Raw genomic sequence first — 21,458 nt, 5'->3', positions numbered from 1 at the left:
TACCAGAGGTATGGGAAACTCAAAACTCCTTTATCCGAACCCCATAAATCATCTTGAATTTCCCCATGATTTTTTGGCTATGGTCTTTTCTCACGGCAACCACCAATTCGCAGCCCAGCTCCAAACGTTGTGAAACAACCTCAAGGTGATGCTGTTTGATAAGTCGCATGACCACATCCATCAGAGGATAGTCAAAAGCGAGCACAAATGTGGTTTGAAGCACCTTTTCTACCAAGTGGGAGGCCTCCAAGGCCATTTGCGCCGCAGCGCGATAAGAAGTAATAAGTCCGTTAACACCCAACTTAGTGCCCCCAAAAACCCTGGCGACGGCTACTATTAAATTGGTTACCCCGAAAGACTGTAGTTGTCCGTAGATGGGAATCCCTGCGGAATTTTTTGGCTCGCCATCATCGTTCGCCCGATAGCTGCTGTTGGCGACCCCTAATCGCCATGCGTAACAAACATGGTTCGCAGCTGGATGCTTCCTTCTTAAGGAGGTGATAATCGGTTTCACTTCGGTCTCATCAGTAATAGGGAAGGCATACCCGTAGAATTTGCTTTTTTTATTTTTGTACAGCACTTCCGGAGAGGGTCCGTCCAAGGTCTTGTATGTATCCGTTAGCCCTTCCATTAAAACAAAGCGACTAAGACAATACTCACTATCGCCAAAGCGATGCCACTCCAATTCTTTACGCTTAGGTGTTCCTTGAACAACAAAATTCCCAATAGAGTGGAAAACATCACAATGGCAACGTTGTTAATGGTGAAGACCGATGCACTGTTGAGTTCTTGGTTCTGTAAAGCGCGCAATAGAAAGTAAATGGAAAAGTAATTGGGAACCCCCAGGGCTACCCCGCCCAGAGCATTGCGAAGATTCATTCGTATGGGAGTTCTGTACGATCTGAGCAGAACAAACAGAATTCCCATTAATGCGGCCGATGCAAAGACGGTGGCGGAAAATAAGGAAAACTCACGCTCTTCAATATAGACTTCCTGGACATATTTGATACTGGTATCAATGAGTCCAGAGCCTAAAAAAACAAGCAAAGGCAAAAACAAGGATGTATTTTTAAAGTCTACGGGCCGCGGTTTGACCGAGGCAAAATACACCGCCGCCAACGCCAATAGGACCCCTACAATCTTCCAAGGACCTAATGCTTCCTTGTAGACAAGTACCCCGAAGAGCACTGGGATTACGAGCGACATCTTGGTAGCAACAGAGGCTACCGAAACCCCGACTTTCTGTGCAGTAGCGGCCATTAGATTAAACACGGCAATGAACAAAAAACCCAACAACAAGGTACCCGGAAACCACGGCTTTCCCAGAACTTCCACCACCGATAGTTCCCCATTGTAAAACAGTAGTCCCACCACGCATGCCACCACATAATTCGTAATAATGGCATACAAGGTTTCAATTTTATAAACCTTGAAGAGCTTGAAAATGACAAAAATAAGACTTGAAAAGAGAACACTCAGGGCAAGGTCTAGCATCTTATAGTCTGTTTTTAAGCTGTATGATGTCTTCCTTGCCTACTTGCAGGTTCCAGCACCTAATTCCCATTAGGGCGGCGGCATCGGTATTTTCCTTGGAATCATCTATAAATAGGGTTTCTGAGGGACTTAGATTATTTTGCCCTATCACAAATTCAAAAACTTCGGCATCAGGTTTTCGAAGGTTTATTTCATGGGACAGATAGAATTGTTCAAAGCTGTTTTTGAAACGATTGAATTTTTCGGAGCCCATTATTTTCTCGACATGGGGAATATGTAGCGCATTGGTATTACTCAATAAGAATAGCCGATATGTTCCCTCGTTGGCCAAGTTCTCTATAAACTCCAGGCGATAGTCCGGGAAATCCAGTAACATCGAGTTCCAGATATCTTTAATTTGTTCAGGACTGGCTTTTGGGTAAATCACTGCCAGTTGTTCAACGAACTGATCAGGAGAAATACCGCCTACCTCGAAACTATTGTTCACCGCTATCAGTTCCGGTGTCAATGTAGGTACACCTCCAAAGGATCCTATTTCACGAAAGATAACCTGCTTGTCGAGGTTGATGAAGATATCGCCGAAGTCGAAAATGATGTTTTTAGTCATTGCCATACAGGTTTAGAATATCGGTGTCTATTCTTATCGAATTAAGTAGAGTTGCCTTTAAACTTGGCCCCTCGATGCCCTTTGTAAATCGGGATTTTCCCGTAAACACCCTTGCCTCGTCCCATAGTCCTGCTTTGATAAAAGTGGTCAATGTCTGTGTGCCGCCTTCGATTAGGACGCTATTGATTTCGTACCGATGCAGTACGTCACATATTTGCGGGGCAATTTCCTTTGAAAAATCCAATAACTCATAATTGATTCCATTGATGTATTTGGAGGAATCGGCAATGGCTGTCAATACCAAAGTGGGAATGTTGCCATCCAAAACGTGAAAGTTACCATCAATTTTCAAATCCTGGTCCAATATAACCCTCATAGGGTTTTTACCGGTCCACTGTCTTATGTCGAGTCGGGGATTATCCTGTAGAACGGTGTTGGTACCCACCAAGATTGCCTGTTCTTCGCTTCGCCATTGATGTACCAGTTGTCGTGAGCTTGGATTGGTAATCCAATAAGGTTGTGGCGCCTGGGTTCTTTTCTTTGATTCAGGAGCAATAAAACCATCAGCGGTCATTGCCCATTTTAAAATGATAAGGGGCCTTTTTTTTTCATGGAAGGTCAAGAAACGTTTGTGATGTTCCCGACATTCGGTTTCCAATACCCCAACGGTCACCTGGCATTCGCTATCCCTTAATCGTTGAATTCCCTTTCCGGCTACTTTCGGGTTAGGGTCCATAAGTCCGACTACCACTTTCGGAATCCTGCTATTCACAATGAGATCTGCACAGGGCGGGGTTTTTCCAAAATGGGAACAAGGTTCTAAGGTCACATACAGGGTGCTCGAGGATAAAAGGGAACCCTCCTTAACGGATTGAATGGCATTGACTTCCGCATGTGGTCCTCCATAAGGACTTGTAAATCCTTCCCCGATGATCCGTTCCCCGTTCACGATAACAGCGCCCACCATGGGATTTGGAGCGCTGGTTCCCAACCCATTTTTGGCGATTTCGATACATCGCCGCATGTATTTTTCGTGGGAGGTACTAACGGACATTTTGTGGTGTGTCAAATTTTAGGATTGGGCGTATTTCGAGTATCTTCACACCGCAAAAATAGGATAATAAAAAGTATTGGTTCCACATCAAAACAACCAAGGTAAGTAGTTCGTTTGTTTTGAAAGTTTTCCCGAACAAGAAAGGCATTTAAAAGCATGTTACTTAAGGAAATCAAGACCATTTTTCATAAAGAATTGGATTCGCTCTACCCGAAGGAAGAAGTGGATGGTTTTTTTTATCTGCTCACAGGACATTATTTGGGAGTGGAGCGTTTTATGCTTGCCCTACGGCCCAAACTTGTCCTAACCAAAGAAGAGGAGCAGCCACTATTCGAGGCCTTGTCGGAACTAAAGCTGAATAGGCCCGTGCAGTATATCATTGGGCAAAGTCATTTTATGGGATTGGACTTTCACGTAAACGAAAACGTGCTCATTCCAAGACCGGAAACCGAGGAGTTGGTACGGTGGGTCGTTGAAGAAATTAGTCCACCGGACTTTCAAGTCCAAGATAGGGAAAAAACCCGGAGTTCGATATCCGATGGCAGTCGGGGCGATCATCGCTCCGGAACGGTGATTCTGGACATTGGCACCGGAAGTGGTTGTATCGCGATTTCCTTGGCAAAACAGCTACCGGAGGCAGAAGTTCATGCCCTTGATGTTTCCGAAGCAGCTTTGGAGGTAGCCACACAAAACGCATTAAGGCATCAGGCGGACATCAAGTTGACCCAAGCCGATATCCTAACGCTGGATTCTTTAGGTGAGAAATTTGATATTATCGTGTCGAACCCGCCCTATGTTCGTGAGTTGGAGAAAAAACACATGCATCAAAACGTTTTGGAGCACGAACCTGATTTGGCATTGTTCGTTTCCGATGACAACCCTTTGGTGTTTTACAAGCGAATTGTTCATTTTGCCTTGGAAAATTTAAAACCGGAAGGACGCTTGTATCTCGAAATCAATCAATATTTGGCAAAAGAGACGAGACAACTTTTAGAAGACCATAATTTTACTGATATTGAAGTCCGAACAGATTTATTTGGTAACGAGCGGATGGTAAAAGGACACCTTGTAGCTACGTAAGCAAAAAGAAATTAGCAAGAAGTCCGAGCGATGGGTCCCTGGTTTCCCCATTTTCGCTGAACAGTAAAACAAATGTCATGGAAAGCATCGTCGTATTTTGTGGAAGCAGTGAAGGCAATGACCCGGTAGTTTTGGAGAATGCCGTGCTCTTGGGGGAAACCTTGGCAAAAAGGGACATCACCTTGGTATACGGTGCAGCGTTTATCGGGGTCATGGGCAAAGTGGCACAAGGCGCTTTGAATGGCAATGGCAAGGTAATCGGGGTAATCCCTGATTTTTTAATGATGAAGGAAGTATACCATCCTGGACTAACCGAACTGATCATCACTGAAAACATGCATGAACGCAAGTTAAGGATGCACGAACTGTCAGACGGAATCATCACCCTTCCCGGTGGCTATGGCACCTTGGAAGAACTATTTGAAATGATTACATGGGCCCAGTTGGGACTACATCAAAAACCGATTGGGATCCTGAATACCAATGGCTTCTACGACGACCTGCTGGCCATGCTGCGGAAAATGGTGAATCAAGGTTTCCTAAAACAGGAAAATTATAGGATGCTCCTGGTCGACGATTCCGTAGACGGACTATTGCAACAAATGGAGGAGTACAAGCCCCTGCCTTTACCCAAATGGATACAAAAAGACCAGGTTTAGTTTGTAGGTTCGAGGTATGGTTGATGTCAAAAGCCAATGTAAAAAAGTTGAATTTGAGCCCTCTCATTGAAGAAAGAAGTACCGATCGGGATAAAGGGTTTATGTGGAAATAGCCCCTAGAAGATAAAATAGCTACTGTCAATATCAAACGAAATATGACCACTGAAGAAAGAATCGAGGCGTTACGCCAAGAATTGCGTGAGCATAATTACAACTACTACGTGTTGGATAATCCCACCATATCGGACTTTGAGTTCGATATGAAATTGAAAGCGCTCCAGGACTTGGAATCCAAACATCCGGAATTTTACGACCCTACCTCGCCAAGCTTAAGGGTAGGTGGCATGGTTACCAAAAGTTTTGAAACGGTGGTACATGACCACCCCATGTACTCGCTCGACAATTCGTATTCCAAGGAAGATTTGGAAGATTGGGAAAAGCGCATCCAACGAATCTTGGGGAATTCGGAGGTCGAGTTCACTTGTGAACTCAAATACGACGGCGCCTCCATTAGTCTCACCTATGAAAACGGTCGATTAGTAAGGGCTGTCACCCGTGGGGATGGTACCCAAGGGGACGATGTGACCACGAATGTAAAGACCATTAAATCGGTTCCTCTACGACTTAAAGGAAGTTACCCACCTAAATTCGATATCCGGGGAGAAATCGTGTTGCCCCTAGAGGGTTTTGCCGAAATGAACAAAGAGCGCATCGCAAATGGGGAAGATCCCTATATGAATCCAAGAAACACTGCTTCGGGTAGTTTGAAACTGCAGGATAGCGCCTTGGTCGCCGAGCGTCCTTTAGACTGTCTTTTATATGGCGTCGTTGGTACGAACACCGGTATATCCTCACAGTGGCAAATGTTGGAAAAAGCCAGGGAATGGGGTTTCAAGGTCCCGACCGCAGCTAAATTGTGTGCCTCAACACAGGAGGTGATGCAGTTTGTCGATTATTGGGATGTGCATCGTCACGACCTGCCGTATGAAACAGACGGGGTGGTGGTCAAGGTAAATAGCTTGCAGCAGCAAGACGAACTGGGCTACACCTCCAAGTCTCCGCGATGGGCGATGGCCTACAAGTTCAAGGCGGAGCAGGCATCAACGGTTTTGAATGAGATTACCTATCAGGTTGGGCGTACCGGGGCAATTACTCCGGTGGCCAATCTACAGCCCGTGTTGTTGGCCGGTACCACGGTTAAAAGGGCTTCCCTACACAATGCCGACCAAATCGCCAAGTTTGACATACGGGAAGGCGATACGGTGTTTGTAGAAAAAGGAGGGGAAATCATTCCCAAGATTGTCGGGGTCGATTTTACGAAAAGACCGGCTGATTCCAAACCCACGGTATACATTACGCATTGCCCCGAGTGCCATACCGAATTGGTTCGGACCCCTGGTGACGCAAAACATTACTGTGTAAATTACTACGGTTGTCCGCCACAGATTACAGGTCGTATTCAACATTATATTTCGCGAAAGGCGATGGACATCGAGGGAATGGGCAGCGAGACCGTTGAGTTGTTATTCAAGGAAGGATTGATTACCAATTATGCCGATCTGTACGGGTTGACCAAAGAACAGGTCATGCCCTTGGAGCGAATGGCAGAGAAGTCCGCAGAGAATTTGGTTAACGGGATAGCTGCCTCGGTACAGATTCCATTTGAAAGGGTACTATTCGCTTTGGGCATTCGTTTTGTGGGGGAGACCGTGGCTAAGAAATTGGCCAAGGCCTATAGGAATATCGATGCACTCATGGCGGCCACCGTCGAGGAACTGACCACCGTGAACGAAATCGGGGAACGTATTGCCGAATCGGTGGTGGAGTTTTTCCAAAATGAAAATAACCGGATCATCATCGAACGTTTAAAGGACTATGGCATTCAGTTTTCTTTATCGGAATCCCAACTGCAAAATCAAACCGATAAACTAAAAGGGCTCACCATCGTGGTCTCCGGGGTATTTGAAACCATAGGTCGTACCGAACTCAAAAAGCTGATAGAAGACAATGGGGGTAAGGTTGGGTCGAGTATTTCCTCCAAAACCTCCTATCTGGTCGCGGGGGATAAGATGGGACCAAGCAAACGTGCCAAGGCCGAGAACTTAGACATTCCCATTGTTTCGGAACAGGAGTTTTTGGCAATGATCTAAATCGGTTTCGGTATGATCACCAACACCACCCGTCGTTTTTGGTTCGCCTTGTTGACCACCTTTGCGTTCATCATCCGAAACCGCTCTTTTCGCAAATGGTTTTGGGTGCCTGTATTAATTTTGGCTATTGGCTTTTTAATCCCACAGCATATGATTGTTCCGGTCAAGGGTGCCACGACCAAGAGCTGGGACGAAAAATCGTTTTGGGCCTACCCATGGGGGAGTTCCATTACCCATAAGGGAATCGATATTTTTGCCGATCGCGATACCGACGTAATTTCTTCGACGTACGGAATCGTCGTGTATACCCATGAAGGGGGAAAAGGTGGGAAGTCGGTGATGGTCTTGGGTCCCAAATGGCGTTTTCATTATTATGCCCATTTAGAAGAGGTAAAGACCTTCGTCTTCAAACCCCTAAAAAGAGGGGAGGTTATTGGTGCCGTCGGTGATACCGGAAATGCCAAAGGGAAACCGCCCCACTTACATTATGCGATTACTTCACCCTTTCCCTATCCACATCTATACGACGATGAAGCGGTGCAAGGGTGGAAGCGGATGTTCTACTTAAATCCGGATTGTTGGCTACGATAAACAAATAATTGAAACAATATGGACAAGGAGCTTACGGATTACGGTGCTTTTCAAGATTCATTAGGGTTCGATAGGCCAAGACCAACATGGCCGGAAGCCCTGAAGGCCCTTTGGTACGATGCCAAGGGTGATTGGGGGGCCTCCCATAATATTGCCCAGGAGATATACAGCGATTTGGGAAGTTGGATACATGCCTATTTACATCGAAAAGAAGGGGACGGGTTCAACGCCGGCTATTGGTACCGAAGGGCGGGAAGGCCATTTCCCAAAATAAGCTTGGACGAAGAGCATCGGCAGATTTTTGAGGATGTATTGGGAAATCAGTAATCCGAATAGGCCGTTGGATATAGCAAAAAAATATCAATATGCGATACATTGTTCTGGTATTTGGGCATCGCTTTAAGCGTATTCCACTCGGGAGCGTCGACAAATGACTTCCAATTGGCATCCCGACTTTCTTTGTTGGCATGGGTGGTCATATACATTAAATTCGGCATCTTGCAACCGGAAACGACTTCTGCATAGAACACTGCGTTGAACCCTAGTTTTTCAAAAAGCTTGATTTCCCCCCCGGCGTTGAACATATCCACTTTGTTCCTGTAGATGGCCTCGGTGGCCGATTCATAACTGCGTAGTTCATACACCCTATCCTCCCTCGGTCCGCTGAGTTTGGAGGCCTCCATTTCGGGCATGTCGACAAAGGCCTTTAGAATAATACCTTCTATTCTATGATAAGGGGGACGATCATGAGGAGCTTCCAAATAGTCTTTTCCCGAGGACGAATACGCCATATCTTTCAATAATTGGTTTTCCAGTTCGGAAAGTTCATCCAAGGTATCGAAAGGGATGAGCACATAGGTCTTTTTAGGAGCAACGGAATCCGTAGGCCTCGGTTTAAAGACACCGACCGGACCGATCCCCATTCGCTTTAAAGCAGGCAGGTAAGCATTTTCAAGATAGGCATCAGTGGTTTGCACCTGTTCCTCGGTTTCAAAAGAATAGATTTTAAGTTGGTAGTACTCACGGGCGGTACCCTGTGACAATACCGCTTTGGAAAAAAATAGGAGCAAGGTAAAGGAGAATAACAGCGTTTTCATGGGTTATTTTTTTGATTGGAATTCTATGTGTGGAACCGTTTGTGCTCAGGAAGATACCATTTTTTGAAAACAAACACTATTTTCAATCCCCTGATATTGCCCATAGTTGGGAATGATCTCATAGCCGTTCTTTCGATACAAAGCGATGGCCTCGGGTTGTCGCTTCCCTGTTTCCAATATGCAATATTCATATCCCAATTCGTTTGCCCAATGTTCCAACCCTTGAAGCAATCGGGTCGCGATCCCCTTTCCCCGAAAGTCTGGCAAAACATACATACGTTTGACTTCCGTGGCGATTTGGTTAAAGGTTTTGATAGCTCCGCAGGCGACGGGCTTATTTTCCGAATATCCGACGATGCAATGGTTGAGTTGGCTTATCGAATTGAACTGATGGTAAAAGGCATGGTCTTCCCCGTCACGCTGGGCGAGATCGCTGTCGAGCAGGGCTACGAGTTCGATGAAGTCTTTGTCCGTAGAATCGGTTCTGCGAAAATCGAACATTAAAAGCTACTTTTGTCCGTTATACAATAATGCTGGTACCAGTTGTTGCCACGTTCTTTGCATCGTCAAAATAAAAATCAATACGCCCCAAATGCACCCCGTAACAACCTACTTGGTTCACTAGTACGTTGTTGCCAACAATATTCTTGGCGATAGTCGGTTTGTCCAGGAAGGTATGGGTGTGCCCACCGATGATCAGGTCGGTATTCTTGGTTTTCGAAGCCAGCTCAAGGTCGTTTGGCCGGTGTTCCGCCAGATAGCGATAGCCAAGGTGCGATAAACATACTATGATATCACATTGCTCTTCCGTTTTTAGCTTGCGTTCGCAATCCTGGGCAATCTCATAAGGAGGTAGGTATTTGGTCTCTTTATAAAGCGCCTTTGTAACCAATCCGTCCAATTTAATGCCCAGACCGTAGACCCCGATTTTGATTCCATCCCTTACATAGGTTTGGTAGGGCTGTACATGCCCTTCCATTAAAGTATTGCTAAAATCATAGTTGGCCGAAAGCAGCTCGAATTTGGCATGTGGTAACTGCGCATAGAGTCCGTCGACGCCATTGTCAAAATCATGATTTCCGATGGTGGCAGCATCATATTTGAGCATCGACATCAATTTAAATTCCAATTCGCCGCCATAAAAGTTAAAATAGGGAGTGCCTTGAAAAATATCACCCGCATCGAGCAAGAGGGTATTCGGATTTTCCGTACGTATCCGTTCCACCAGAGTGGCCCTTCTTGCCAATCCTCCCAAGTTCGGAAATGTACTATGTTCCTTTGGAAACGCATCGATATGGCTGTGCACGTCGTTGGTGTGCAAAATAGTAACGTGCTTTTTGGCGCTATGTAGGCAAGAATTCAGTGCGAGCCCTCCCAAGCCCACCAAGGCGCTGGAAGCCGTTACCTTCTTTAAAAATTTTCTTCGTTTCATGAATAGTACATGCAAATTCTACTTATTGCTATAACCTATTGACAATCGCTTTGGGGATTGAAGAGACGTTTTGTGTTCCATACGCTATCATTCCATTTTGTAATATCGATTGTCAATCACAGGATTGAGCGTATCTACCTTTTTAAAGTAATCGATCATCGCATTTCTAATCAAATAATCGACACTTGTCACTGACAGCGCATCCTTAAAGAAAACCATACTGTCGCCTCCCATGGTCAGATAATCGCTTGTGGCGACGTAATACGTACGGCCCGCATCGAAATCTTTTCCCCTGATCGTAATGGTTCTAATTTCGTCGTTTTTATCTAGTATGACTTGCAGACCGGCAATGGGATGGGCACGTTTTGAGCGTACTAGATATTCAACGAGGGCTTGGACCGATTTACCTGAAAGTTCAACTACGGCAATATTGTTCTCAAAAGGCATCACCTCATAAGCGGTTCTGGCCGACACGGGCCCTTTCGAAATAATAGATCGTATACCCCCATGGTTCAATAACACAAAATCCAGGTGTTTGCCAGTGCGGGAATGAAAGACGGGTTCGGCCTGCTCCAAAACGATGTCTGCCATAAGATTTCCAGCCGGGGTATTGTAGATTCCATCATCTTTCGAGATAGTCTTTGGCGCAAAGGCCAGCGTACTATCCAATACCTCATTAACACGTTTACGATAGGGGATTATAAAGGTTTCAATAGCCTGGTCGGATATGATTGAATCGTTGATGGTGAGTCGATGGGCCTCTATTTTAGCGAGTCCGGAAACCTCGGGTCGGCAGGACATCACCCATCCAATAGTTACAAATAAAACAAAATGTTGTATTTTTAAAATCATTATCCTTTTTATCTTCGCATGGTCTTGTGAGCGGATATTCTTTACATTTGTAATACCCTGTGGCACTTTTTTTCGTTAGAAATATAAAGGTCGGGAACACAAAATGTAAAAATACATGTTTAAGGGAATAAAAGATAAGCTGAAGTATAAATCAGGGGTAAAATTCCTCAATGAGGCGCTTCAGCAACCGGTAGTGCCCGCAGAACGTACGCATGGGATTACCTCGGTTGGATGTATCGTGGACATGGATGAATTTGACAACACCGACGTGTTTTTCCAACTTCAGGAGGAGTATTCCTTGAGGCCCAATGCTGTAAAAATTATTGGCTACAAGAACTATTATGATAAAAATTCCCCGTATTCGACCCCCGTTTTTTCCGATAAGGATTTGGGGTGGAACGGAAATATCGAAAATAGTTATGCCTTGGAGTTTTTGAGTAGGGAATATGATTTGTTGATCAATTATTACAAGAAAGATAACTTATTGATGAAGTTGATGAGTGTAAAGACCAAAGCCCGTTTTAGGGTAGGATTTACCGAGGTTGATAGCTATTTTAATGACCTGATTTTGGACGTGCCCTTAAACGACTTTAAGGTGTTCAAGCAAGAGTTAAAAAAGTATTTGGGAGTACTCAATGAAATCGACCATTGATTTCGTGCTCATGATAACATAGCAGGACATCATTAGACTCCTTTGGTTGCCGTATGGGTCCTAAACGTATAAGAACTAAGAACAAATGAAAGAGCTGGTGGGCACAGGCGTGGCCCTTGTAACTCCTTTTACCGACGATTTACAGGTCGACGTTGACGCTTTAGGCCGTATCGTAGAGCATTGTATTGCCGGTGGGGTGGGTTACCTGGTCGTTTTGGGCACGACTGGCGAATCGGTTACCCTCGACAAGTCGGAGAAACAATTGGTTGCCGACACGGTGGTTGCGGCGAATGCGGGAAGGCTCCCGTTGGTTTTGGGAGTAGGAGGTAATAATACCGCAGCAGTAATCGAAGAACTACAAACGATAGACCTTAGTGCGTTCCACGCCATTCTTTCGGTCTCGCCCTATTACAACAAACCTACCCAAGAAGGAATTTACCAACATTTCAAAGCGATTGCCGCTAGTACGGAAACTCCAATCATTCTGTACAATGTACCGGGGAGAACGGGAAGCAATATGGTCCCAGAGACGGTTTTACGACTTGCCAACGATTGTCCGACCGTGGTGGCGATCAAAGAAGCATCGGGCGATTTAGAGCAGATAAGAACCTTGATAAAAAAGAAACCAAAGAAATTTCAAATACTTTCGGGAGACGACATGACCGCACTTCCAACAGTACTTGCCGGAGGTGCCGGGGTGATTTCCGTATTGGGACAAGGCTTGCCAACAGCCTTTTCAAAAATGATTCGGATGGGACTTCAAGGAAAAGAAGATCAGGCAAGGGCACTTCACCTTTCTATGGCAGAGGGGATGGATTTGATTTTTAAGGAAGGGAATCCGGCCGGAATTAAGGGAATACTCGAAATTTTAGGTCTATGTAGCGCCAAGGTGCGATTACCGCTGGTCGAGGCAACCCCAGGTTTAAAGGCTATCTTGTCACAATTTGTCGATCAAATGGTAAGCCATGCCTAGTACGTTAAATCTTCCACAAAAACAGTAAAAAAACCTTCAAGACTCTCTACCTTAGCTGTTTTAAAATTGTTTTTTTAATCCGTTGATTATCCGTAATTTTGCAAAATGTTTTTGAAAATCGATAGCATACTGTCCTTGTTGGTTTTAGTGTTTGTTTTGGGTTCGTGCAGCGAGTACCAAAAAGTTCTTAAAAATGAAGAAGTAAAACCCAAGTACGATTTGGCCCAAAAGTTTTACGACGAGGGAGATTATAAAAGGTCCAATCGATTGTTCGAGCAGATTGCACCGAAGTATGTTGGAAAACCACAGGGAGAACGGGTGATGTTTTTTCTGGCGGATACTTATTTTCAAAGAAAGGATTACAACATGGCCGGCTATCAGTTCGAGCGCTTTGTAAAGTCTTATCCCAAGAGCGAGAAGATAGCGCAGGCATCCTTTCTGGGGGCAAAATGCTATTATAAGTTGAGTCCGGAATATTCCCTTGACCAGACCGATACCGACAAGGCCTTGGCCAAACTTCAATCGTTCATCAATACGTATCCGGATTCGGAATATTTTCCGGAAGCCAATCAAATGGCCAAGCAACTAACCACCAAAAAGGAAAGAAAAGCATACGAAATAGCGAAACAGTTTAATAAATTAGGTAAGTTCGATTTGTCTTTTTTGGTTCCGGCAATTGAAGCCTTTGATAATTTTATCACCGATTACCCGGGCTCTATTTATAAGGAACCGGCCCTCTTTTATAAGTTTGAATCGACTACGGAATATGGTTTAAATAGTACCGAAAGACTCAAGCCCGAACGGTTGAAAAAGGCGAAATTGGCCTACGACCAGCTTAAAAAACAATTTCCTGATACGAAGTTTGCGGAAGATGCGGCTAAATTGTTGGAAAAAATTGATGAAGACTTGCAGGGGCAACGCCAAGCGGATGCCAAATAAATAATTTGATATCATGAATATGAATGACCTTAAAAATTCGAAAGCACCCGTCTCAACGGTAACAATCAATAGAAACGAATTCGACAAAGAGACCAATAACATTTACGAAGCGATTTCCATTGCTGCCAAAAGAGCGGTTCAGATCAATTCCGAGATTAAAAAAGAGTTGCTCGAGAAATTGGAGGAATTTGCTACCTACAGCGATAGCTTGGAGGAGGTGTTCGAGAACAAGGAGCAAATCGAAGTATCTAAATTCTACGAAAAACTTCCTAAACCACATGCCTTGGCAGTGGAGGAGTGGTTAAACGAAAAAATCTACCATAGGAACACAGATAAAGACGCCTAGTACTATGTTGGCCGGCAAGCATATCCTCCTTGGAATTACGGGAGGCATCGCGGCTTACAAAACCACTTTTCTTGTTCGATTACTAATAAAGGCGGGCGCCGAAGTTAAGATTGTCTTAACTGAAAGCGCCGCTTCCTTTGTTTCCCCGCTTACCCTTGCTACCTTATCAAAAAACCCGGTTCTGACGTCTTTCGTTAAGGAAGAGGACGATATGACCGATTGGAACAACCACGTGGAGTTGGGCCTATGGGCCGATTTAATGCTTATTGCTCCCGCTACAGCCAACACCCTGTCAAAAATGGTCAACGGTACCTGTGATAATCTCTTGGTAGCGACCTATCTTTCGGCCAAGTGTCCTGTTTTCTTTGCTCCGGCAATGGATTTGGATATGTACCAACATCCATCGACCAAAGCATCTTTTGAAAAATTACAATCTTTTGGTAATCTCATGATTCCTGCTACTTCGGGTGAGTTGGCCAGTGGCTTGCACGGTGAAGGTCGCATGGCGGAGCCGGAAGATATCGTCAGGTTTGTCACGGATTACCTTTCGCGGGAATTACTTTTGACCGATAAGAGAGTGCTCATCACGGCCGGACCTACCTACGAAGCGATCGATCCGGTTCGGTTCATCGGGAACCACTCTACGGGTCTAATGGGTTTTGAGTTGGCAGAGGCTGCTGCCAAGCTGGGAGCAGAGGTATTACTGGTTTCCGGACCTTCCCATCTGAAGGTGATGCATGGTAACATCCGTCTGATAAGGGTGATTTCTGCCGAAGAGATGTACGAAGCAGTACATGAACACTATGTAAATATGGATATTGTCATCTGTGCGGCCGCCGTATCGGACTATAGACCCAAGACCGTAGCGGATCAAAAGATAAAAAAATCCGATTCCGAGTTGTCCATTACCTTAGTCAAGAATAGGGATATCTTACTTTCGTTGGGAAATAATAAACGAAAACAGTTCCTGGTGGGCTTTGCTTTGGAGACTGAAAATGAATTGGCAAATGCCAAGGATAAGTTGGTTCGAAAGAATTTGGATGCCATCGTCCTCAACTCCTTAAATGACACTGGCGCCGGATTCGGTCAACCTACCAACAAAATACGGTTCATAGATAAGAATTTGGATATAAAAACGTTTGATTTAAAAAGTAAAGCTGCCGTGGCGGTCGATATCTGGAACGAAATCTTAAGTAGAATAAATGCGTAGTATCCTTTCCTTGTTCGTTTTGGTGGTCTTTTCCCTGGGAATAAGAGCCCAGGAACTGAATTGTACCGTTACCGTCAATTCCGATCAGGTATCGCAGACGAATCAACAGATATTCAAAACCCTGGAGCGTTCGTTGAACGATTTTATCAATAAGAATAAATGGACCAATCGGACCTATAAGGAAAATGAACGGGTCAATGCGCAGATGTTCATTACCATTACCGAATTCGAAAACAATCGATTTAAAGGTACATTACAGGTACAATCCTCAAGGCCGGTATATAATACCTCGTACCAAACCCCCATATTTAATTATAAGGATAACGACTTTGATTTCGAATACATCGAGTTCCAGCCACTGGTTTTTAATCGCAATGTATACGAATCGAACCTAGTAAGTGTTATCTCATTTTATGTGTACATGATTCTTGGTCTGGATGCCGATACTTTTTCCTTGGAGGGCGGCAATGAGAGCTTTAGAACAGCACAGGCCATCGTCGCACAGGCGCAGGGCAGCAATGCCAGCGGATGGGAACAATCTACCGATAGAAGCCGATTTGAACTTGTCGACAATCTAATGTCGAACACGTATCGGGAGTATCGGGTGGCGATGTACAACTACCATAGAAAAGGTATGGACGTGTTGGCGGATAACAATAGTACCGGTAAACAAGTAATTTCGGGCACGATGAGGTTGTTTGAGACCATGATTAAACGAAGACCCAATGCATTTTTGATTCAAACATTCTTCGATGCCAAATCAGAGGAAATCCAAAATATCTTCTCCGACGGACCCAAAACCGATATCGTAGCCCTAAAGGAAACCTTGAACCGAATAGCACCTCTCTATTCCGGTACCTGGAACGACATCAAGTACTGAGGTTTCTACCCTTGAACGTTTTGATTTCCTCCCACTTGCTTATTTATCGGTAGATGTTAAGCATCCATTTAAAATTCAGAATTGAATGGGAATAAGTATATCTTTGTACCCTTATTCACTTTAAATCGTGCTGACCAATCTCGCTATAAAAAATTATGCCCTCATCGATGATTTAAACGTATCGTTCACCGATGGATTTACGGTAATTACGGGTGAAACCGGTGCTGGTAAGTCTATTTTGTTGGGCGGACTTTCCCTTGTCCTGGGAAAAAGGGCAGACCTTGGTTCTTTGCGGGATAAGGACACCAAATGTGTGATCGAAGCGGAGTTCCAAATCGACAAGTACGGTCTCAATTCCTTTTTCGATAAGAACGACCTTGAATACGCTGCAAGTACGATTATTCGAAGGGAGATACATCCCAGCGGAAAGTCCCGTGCTTTTATCAACGACTCTCCCGTAACTTTAGACATATTGACCGATTTGGGAGGACGTCTTATCGATGTGCATTCGCAGCACCAGACATTGAAACTTACCGAGAACGAATTCCAATTAAAGGTAATCGATGCCCTGGCCAACAATAGTAAAGATCTTTTGGATTATCAAAAACAACTTGCCACTTACAAGGAAACCTCGAAGGCGCTTCAAGAATTAATCGATTTCCAAAAGGAAGCGGATAAGGAACACGATTACAATACATTTTTATTGCAAGAGCTCGAGCAAGCTTCCTTACAGGAAGGAATGCAGGAAGACTTGGAAGCCCAATATGAACAGTTGAACAACGTGGAGACCATCTTGGAACAATTGTCAAAGGGGTATCAATTACTGAATGATGAGCAAGTCGGGGTACTCACCCTATTGGCGGAATTAAAACAGGCTTCCAACAAACTTTCCGATTACGGAAATCAATATGCGCAATTGAACGAGCGTATACAATCCGTTTTCATCGAGATCGACGATATCTCCAACGAACTGGAATCGTTCAGGGACACCACTGAGGCAAATCCGGCACAGTTGGAGGAAGTAAATGCTAAGCTGCAATTACTATACGACCTTCAAAGAAAGCATGATGCCCAGGATGTCGATGAACTATTGGCCGTCAAAAAAAGGATTTCGGAAAAAGTAAGTGCCACGGAAAATTTGGCGGCGGATATCCAAGAAAAAGGAGAACTACTTCTATCCCAGAAGGAAGTATTGGAGAAACTAGCCTCCAGTATTCATATGAAGAGGCAAAAAGCGATTCCCGAACTTCAAAGGCAACTACTGGAAAACCTATCCAACTTAGGAATGTCGAGTGCTTCCTTCAATATCGAATTGCATCCGTCGGAAAGTTTCAAGGATAGTGGAAAAGATGACCTTACTTTTTTGTTTTCGGCAAACAAAGGAACAAATTTCGGGGAGCTTAAGAAAATAGCTTCCGGTGGGGAGCTTTCACGTATAATGCTGACTATCAAATCGATTTTGGCACGATACGAACAACTACCTACCATGATGTTCGATGAGATAGACACTGGCGTCTCTGGGGAGATTTCACACAAAATGGGTGACATCATGCAGGCAATGAGCAGCGGCATGCAGGTGTTTTCTATCACACATTTACCGCAAGTAGCTTCCAAAGGGCACCAGCATTTCAAGGTATTCAAGGAGGAGGATGGCAACACTACACATACCAGAATGCGTCGATTGAGCCAAGACGAGCGGGTGGTGGAACTGGCGGAAATGTTGGGAGGTAAATCACTATCCGACGCTGCCCTGGCACATGCCAAACAATTGCTGAATTAAACCCCGGTTGGCGTAACCGATAATTAAATCCAAGGAGCCATCGATGAGTGGTCAGCCAGGTCGAACAGGGAATTCTTATTAAACTTTCTGAGGATCGCAACTGTCCACTGCCAACTTTTTTAAATATCTTTGAAGCCAACGAACACTAAAGAAAACTCAACATGGCATACGACTTACTAAAGGGAAAAAAAGGAATCATTTTCGGAGCGTTGGATGAAAATTCCATTGCATGGAAAACTGCTGAAAGCGTACATGCGGAAGGGGGCACTTTTGTACTGAGCAATGCGCCCATTGCCATGCGGATGGGTCAAATCAAAGACCTGGCGGCCAAAACAGGATCTCAGATTGTTCCTGCGGATGCGACTTCGGAAGATGATTTGAACGCTTTGATAGCCAAGTCGATGGAAATTCTCGGTGGCAAGCTCGATTTTGTGCTTCACTCTATCGGTATGTCGGTCAATGTTCGTAAAGGGCGCCACTATACCGATGAGAAATACGATTTTACCGCAAAGGGTTGGGACGTTTCGGCACTTTCTTTCCATAAGGTAATGCAGAGTCTTTACAAAGCGGATGCCATGAACGAATGGGGGAGCATTGTGGCCCTCACCTACATGGCTGCCCAACGTGTTTTTCCCGATTACAACGATATGGCCGACAACAAGGCTTATTTGGAATCGGTAGCACGCAGTTTTGGTTATTTCTTTGGAAAGGAAAAAAAAGTACGGGTGAATACCATTTCACAATCGCCAACACCAACAACCGCCGGCCAGGGCGTCAAAGGGTTTGATGGCTTCATTAGTTATGCCGAAAAAATGTCTCCCTTGGGAAATGCAACTGCCCAGGATTGTGCAGACTATACGGTTTCTTTATTTTCTGATTTGACCAGAAAAGTAACCATGCAAAATTTGTTTCACGACGGCGGTTTCTCATCTACAGGGGTTAGTCAGGAGGTCATCGATTATTTTTCCAAGTAGTCACCATAACAATGTTCAAAGCCATCCACTAGGTAAATGGCCTTGCCCTTTAAATACGAATGGATTTAGCCTTCTCCTTTATTATTCCCGTTTACAATAGACCTGAGGAGATTCGGGAACTTTTGGAGAGTCTTTCACGACAGACCTATCAAAAGCCCTATGAGATTGTCATTGTAGAGGACGGTTCTACCCGGGACTCAAAAAAGGAGGTAGACCTATTTAAAAATCGACTTGCGATTACCTATTTGGCAAAACCCAACTCCGGTCCGGGCGATTCCAGAAATTATGGCATGCAGAGGGCCAGTGGCAATTATTTCATCGTTTTGGATTCGGATTGCATACTACCTCCCGATTATTTGGAGGCTGCCGAAAAATCGTTATCACAAGATTTCGTGCATTGCTATGGTGGGCCCGATGCTGCGCATGAATCGTTCAGCATCGTGCAAAAGGCCATCAACTATGCCATGACATCCTTATGGACCACAGGCGGTATCCGTGGAAATAGGACCGCAGTAGGAAAATTTCAACCAAGAAGTTTCAACATGGGGATTTCAAAAGAAGCTTTTGAAAATGTCGGAGGATACGGGAAGATACATCCGGGGGAAGATCCCGACCTTACCATAAGAATATGGAACAAGGGCTTCAAGACCAAGTTGATACCGGAAGCCTATGTCTATCACAAAAGGCGTATTAATTGGAAGAAGTTCTTTATTCAGGTTAATAAATTTGGCATGGTACGGCCCATTCTCAATAAATGGCACCCGGGAACAGCAAAGGCTACGTATTGGTTTCCTACTTTGTTCTGTATTGGTTTTTTGGTATCCTTCCTATTGGCAATTCTAGGAATTATCCTTCCTCTTGGGTGCTACATGATTTATTTTGCCCTGATTTTCATCGACTCTTTAATGAAAAACAAAAGCCTCTCCATCGCAATCCTATCGATTGTCGCCGTATGCATTCAGTTTGCGGGATACGGTTATGGTTTTCTAAAGTCGACCATCTTGATTAACTTTAGCAAGAAGAAGCCACAGGAACTATTTCCCAAACTGTTCTTTAAATGAAGCCGAAGGTGTGATACAGAAAATCAAAAACGTCCTGAAAAAAAGAAAGGTCAAGCTTTTCTTTCTATTTTTGCTTTGTTCAGGGTTGGCTTGGTTTATCAGCAACCTGTCCGATAGATATTCAAGTAATACATCCTTTGAACTTGGCTACGTAAATCCTCCTGATAGTATGATGCTTGTCAATGCATCAAAAAAGGAAATAGAATTAAAGCTGGAAGCAGTCGGTTTTCAGTTCCTGGCTTTCAATCTGAGAAGTCAAAATCTGAACATAGACTTGTCCGAGGCGATTAGGGAGGATGGGATTTTCTACATCTCTCCTACCGATTGTAGGCGACAACTTGAAAAACAGTTGCCAACTGGTGTACAGCTTTTAGATACGGATGGTGACTCCCTCTTTTTTAAGTTCTACAAAGTTGTTTCAAAAAAGGTACCGGTAATCGCACGAACAGACTTGTCTTTTCCACAAAACTATTTGATGGAGGGCGCATTAAAGATCGTTCCTGATTCGGTCATTGTCAAAGGACCTGAGAATGAGGTCGATACGATTACCGCCGTGCGGACGGCGAAAACCACGTTGACCGATCTTACCTCCGATTTTTTGATAAATAGCCGCTTGACAAAAGAACCACATTTGGAAAATACCGAATACGCTACCGAAACTGTTGAAATAAGTGGTAAGGTATCCCGTTTTTCCGAGAAGGTGATTCCTTTGTCGATCACGGTGGTGAATTTACCGGAGGGGGTAGCTATACAATTGTTTCCCGAAAAGGTCGAGGTGTTGGTAAAAGCCAGTTTAGATCGACTGAAGGATTTGAATGCCGATGATTTTCAAGTGATAGCGGACTACGCCTCCTTACCGGAACAAAGCGGTAATTCGTTTAAGTTGAAATTGGTTAAAAAGCCAGGTGATATTTACAGTGTGGTGTTATTGCAAGATAGGGCCGACTTTATCCTTAAGCGCGAATGAAACTAGTTGGGCTTACTGGCGGAATTGGAAGCGGAAAGACCACGGTTGCTAAAATGTTTGCCGATTTAGGGGTTCCGGTCTACGATTCTGACAAGGAGGCCAAAAGGTTGATGAGGTCTTCAAAAAAGGTAAAAAAAGCAATTATTGAGCTGTTCGGCGAGCAAGCCTATAAAAACGAAAAGTTAAACAAAAAGTATCTTTCGAATCAAGTTTTCAACAATGGGGAAATGTTGAAAAAGCTCAACGCCATTGTCCATCCCGCCGTTCGAAAGCACTTTCTCGAATGGGCCGTAAAACAGAAAGCGCCTTACGTGATTCAGGAAACGGCACTTATCTTCGAGAACCAAATGCAAGATTTTTATGATAGTGTGATTTTAGTTATCGCACCTCAAGATACACGTTTACAGCGTGTTATGAATAGGGATGGCAGCTCTAAAGAGGCCATACGCGCGCGTATGAAACATCAACGAAGCGATGTTGAAAAAATAGCATTGGCCGACTACGTCATAGAGAATCTGGAAATCGAAACTACAAAACAAAAAGTATCAGCTATAAACCTTACGCTGCTTGAGAATAACGGGCGCTGACAAATTTTAACATTTTTGTTAAGGTTAGGTTAAACGTGGAATGGGGTAAATGTTAAATCTTTAATTTTACTCA

General features: G+C 44.3%; 24 protein-coding genes. 16 read left to right on the top strand and 8 right to left on the bottom strand.

What is annotated here, in order from left to right; all coding sequences use genetic code 11:
* Window positions 1-19 precede the first annotated feature (19 nt).
* The 4 genes from FK220_RS08215 to ribD are packed head-to-tail and all read right to left on the bottom strand — an operon-like array spanning window position 20 to window position 3,155.
* Window positions 20-631, bottom strand: a complete 612-nt coding sequence (locus tag FK220_RS08215; RefSeq protein WP_152573834.1) for an IMPACT family protein — start codon at window positions 629-631, stop codon at window positions 20-22.
* Window positions 631-1,494 carry a DMT family transporter gene (locus FK220_RS08210; protein ID WP_152573833.1) on the bottom strand — a complete coding sequence of 288 codons (864 nt, stop codon included), beginning with the start codon at window positions 1,492-1,494 and terminating at the stop codon, window positions 631-633. The genes FK220_RS08215 and FK220_RS08210 overlap by 1 nt, the downstream gene beginning before the upstream one ends.
* 1 nt (window position 1,495) lies before the next feature.
* On the bottom strand, window positions 1,496-2,101 hold the full coding sequence (locus FK220_RS08205) for an HAD-IA family hydrolase (protein WP_152573832.1): 606 nt from the start codon (window positions 2,099-2,101) through the stop codon (window positions 1,496-1,498).
* Entirely contained in the window at window positions 2,094-3,155 is a 1,062-nt protein-coding gene (ribD, locus tag FK220_RS08200) for a bifunctional diaminohydroxyphosphoribosylaminopyrimidine deaminase/5-amino-6-(5-phosphoribosylamino)uracil reductase RibD (protein ID WP_238718954.1), read from the bottom strand. The genes FK220_RS08205 and ribD overlap by 8 nt, the downstream gene beginning before the upstream one ends.
* Before the next feature lie 156 nt (window positions 3,156-3,311).
* Here ribD and prmC point away from each other — a divergent pair, with 156 nt between their 5' ends.
* The 5 genes from prmC (at window position 3,312) to FK220_RS08175 (ending at window position 7,962) form a co-directional block, all read left to right on the top strand.
* Window positions 3,312-4,235 carry a peptide chain release factor N(5)-glutamine methyltransferase gene (gene prmC / locus FK220_RS08195; protein ID WP_152573831.1) on the top strand — a complete coding sequence of 308 codons (924 nt, stop codon included), beginning with the start codon at window positions 3,312-3,314 and terminating at the stop codon, window positions 4,233-4,235.
* Between the two features lie 77 nt (window positions 4,236-4,312).
* The gene (locus tag FK220_RS08190; RefSeq protein ID WP_152573830.1) at window positions 4,313-4,894 is read left to right on the top strand and encodes an LOG family protein; all 582 of its coding nucleotides are present in this window, start codon (window positions 4,313-4,315) and stop codon (window positions 4,892-4,894) included.
* 155 nt (window positions 4,895-5,049) lie between these two features.
* The gene (gene ligA / locus FK220_RS08185) at window positions 5,050-7,044 is read left to right on the top strand and encodes an NAD-dependent DNA ligase LigA (protein ID WP_152573829.1); all 1,995 of its coding nucleotides are present in this window, start codon (window positions 5,050-5,052) and stop codon (window positions 7,042-7,044) included.
* A gap of 12 nt (window positions 7,045-7,056) precedes the next feature.
* Window positions 7,057-7,635, top strand: a complete 579-nt coding sequence (locus FK220_RS08180; RefSeq protein WP_152573828.1) for a M23 family metallopeptidase — start codon at window positions 7,057-7,059, stop codon at window positions 7,633-7,635.
* Between the two features lie 18 nt (window positions 7,636-7,653).
* Window positions 7,654-7,962 (top strand): hypothetical protein, encoded by a 309-nt coding sequence (locus FK220_RS08175; protein ID WP_152573827.1) that lies wholly within the window; start codon window positions 7,654-7,656, stop codon window positions 7,960-7,962.
* Here the strand turns inward: FK220_RS08175 and FK220_RS08170 are convergent.
* The 4 genes from FK220_RS08170 to FK220_RS08155 all read right to left on the bottom strand — a co-directional run bounded on the left by FK220_RS08170 (window position 7,956) and on the right by FK220_RS08155 (window position 11,016).
* Window positions 7,956-8,732 carry an NIPSNAP family protein gene (locus FK220_RS08170; protein ID WP_152573826.1) on the bottom strand — a complete coding sequence of 259 codons (777 nt, stop codon included), beginning with the start codon at window positions 8,730-8,732 and terminating at the stop codon, window positions 7,956-7,958. The genes FK220_RS08175 and FK220_RS08170 overlap by 7 nt on opposite strands.
* 45 nt (window positions 8,733-8,777) lie before the next feature.
* Window positions 8,778-9,233 carry a GNAT family N-acetyltransferase gene (locus FK220_RS08165; protein ID WP_152573825.1) on the bottom strand — a complete coding sequence of 152 codons (456 nt, stop codon included), beginning with the start codon at window positions 9,231-9,233 and terminating at the stop codon, window positions 8,778-8,780.
* A 19-nt stretch (window positions 9,234-9,252) separates the two neighbouring features.
* Entirely contained in the window at window positions 9,253-10,164 is a 912-nt protein-coding gene (locus tag FK220_RS08160; protein WP_152573824.1) for a bifunctional metallophosphatase/5'-nucleotidase, read from the bottom strand.
* A gap of 87 nt (window positions 10,165-10,251) precedes the next feature.
* Window positions 10,252-11,016, bottom strand: coding sequence for a 5'-nucleotidase C-terminal domain-containing protein (locus FK220_RS08155; protein WP_152573823.1), 765 nt, complete (start codon window positions 11,014-11,016; stop codon window positions 10,252-10,254).
* A gap of 115 nt (window positions 11,017-11,131) precedes the next feature.
* Here FK220_RS08155 and FK220_RS08150 point away from each other — a divergent pair, with 115 nt between their 5' ends.
* From FK220_RS08150 to coaE, 11 genes are all read left to right on the top strand, one after another.
* Window positions 11,132-11,668, top strand: coding sequence for a DUF6913 domain-containing protein (locus FK220_RS08150; protein ID WP_152573822.1), 537 nt, complete (start codon window positions 11,132-11,134; stop codon window positions 11,666-11,668).
* Window positions 11,669-11,753: 85 nt separating this feature from the next.
* Entirely contained in the window at window positions 11,754-12,641 is an 888-nt protein-coding gene (gene dapA / locus FK220_RS08145) for a 4-hydroxy-tetrahydrodipicolinate synthase (RefSeq protein ID WP_152573821.1), read from the top strand.
* A 105-nt stretch (window positions 12,642-12,746) separates the two neighbouring features.
* On the top strand, window positions 12,747-13,580 hold the full coding sequence (locus tag FK220_RS08140) for an outer membrane protein assembly factor BamD (protein ID WP_152573820.1): 834 nt from the start codon (window positions 12,747-12,749) through the stop codon (window positions 13,578-13,580).
* A 13-nt stretch (window positions 13,581-13,593) separates the two neighbouring features.
* Window positions 13,594-13,926, top strand: coding sequence for a DNA-directed RNA polymerase subunit omega (locus FK220_RS08135; protein ID WP_238718953.1), 333 nt, complete (start codon window positions 13,594-13,596; stop codon window positions 13,924-13,926).
* 4 nt (window positions 13,927-13,930) lie between these two features.
* Window positions 13,931-15,136, top strand: a complete 1,206-nt coding sequence (gene coaBC, locus FK220_RS08130; RefSeq protein WP_152573819.1) for a bifunctional phosphopantothenoylcysteine decarboxylase/phosphopantothenate--cysteine ligase CoaBC — start codon at window positions 13,931-13,933, stop codon at window positions 15,134-15,136.
* Window positions 15,129-16,016 carry a type IX secretion system protein PorD gene (porD, locus tag FK220_RS08125; RefSeq protein ID WP_152573818.1) on the top strand — a complete coding sequence of 296 codons (888 nt, stop codon included), beginning with the start codon at window positions 15,129-15,131 and terminating at the stop codon, window positions 16,014-16,016. The genes coaBC and porD overlap by 8 nt, the downstream gene beginning before the upstream one ends.
* A gap of 127 nt (window positions 16,017-16,143) precedes the next feature.
* Window positions 16,144-17,796, top strand: a complete 1,653-nt coding sequence (recN, locus tag FK220_RS08120; RefSeq protein ID WP_152573817.1) for a DNA repair protein RecN — start codon at window positions 16,144-16,146, stop codon at window positions 17,794-17,796.
* A 161-nt stretch (window positions 17,797-17,957) separates the two neighbouring features.
* Window positions 17,958-18,770, top strand: coding sequence for an enoyl-ACP reductase FabI (locus tag FK220_RS08115; protein WP_152573816.1), 813 nt, complete (start codon window positions 17,958-17,960; stop codon window positions 18,768-18,770).
* Window positions 18,771-18,829: 59 nt separating this feature from the next.
* Window positions 18,830-19,831, top strand: coding sequence for a glycosyltransferase (locus tag FK220_RS08110; RefSeq protein ID WP_152573815.1), 1,002 nt, complete (start codon window positions 18,830-18,832; stop codon window positions 19,829-19,831).
* 169 nt (window positions 19,832-20,000) lie between these two features.
* Window positions 20,001-20,798: a YbbR-like domain-containing protein gene (locus FK220_RS08105; RefSeq protein ID WP_152573814.1), complete on the top strand. Its 798-nt coding sequence runs from the start codon at window positions 20,001-20,003 to the stop codon at window positions 20,796-20,798.
* Complete coding sequence (coaE, locus tag FK220_RS08100) at window positions 20,795-21,385, top strand: dephospho-CoA kinase (RefSeq protein ID WP_152573813.1); 591 nt, start codon at window positions 20,795-20,797, stop codon at window positions 21,383-21,385. The genes FK220_RS08105 and coaE overlap by 4 nt, the downstream gene beginning before the upstream one ends.
* Window positions 21,386-21,458 lie beyond the last annotated feature (73 nt).

It is taken from the genome of Pelagihabitans pacificus, assembly GCF_009371985.2.
GTDB lineage: Bacteria > Bacteroidota > Bacteroidia > Flavobacteriales > Flavobacteriaceae > Pelagihabitans > Pelagihabitans pacificus.
This window is presented reverse-complemented; position numbering and strand designations above follow the sequence as displayed.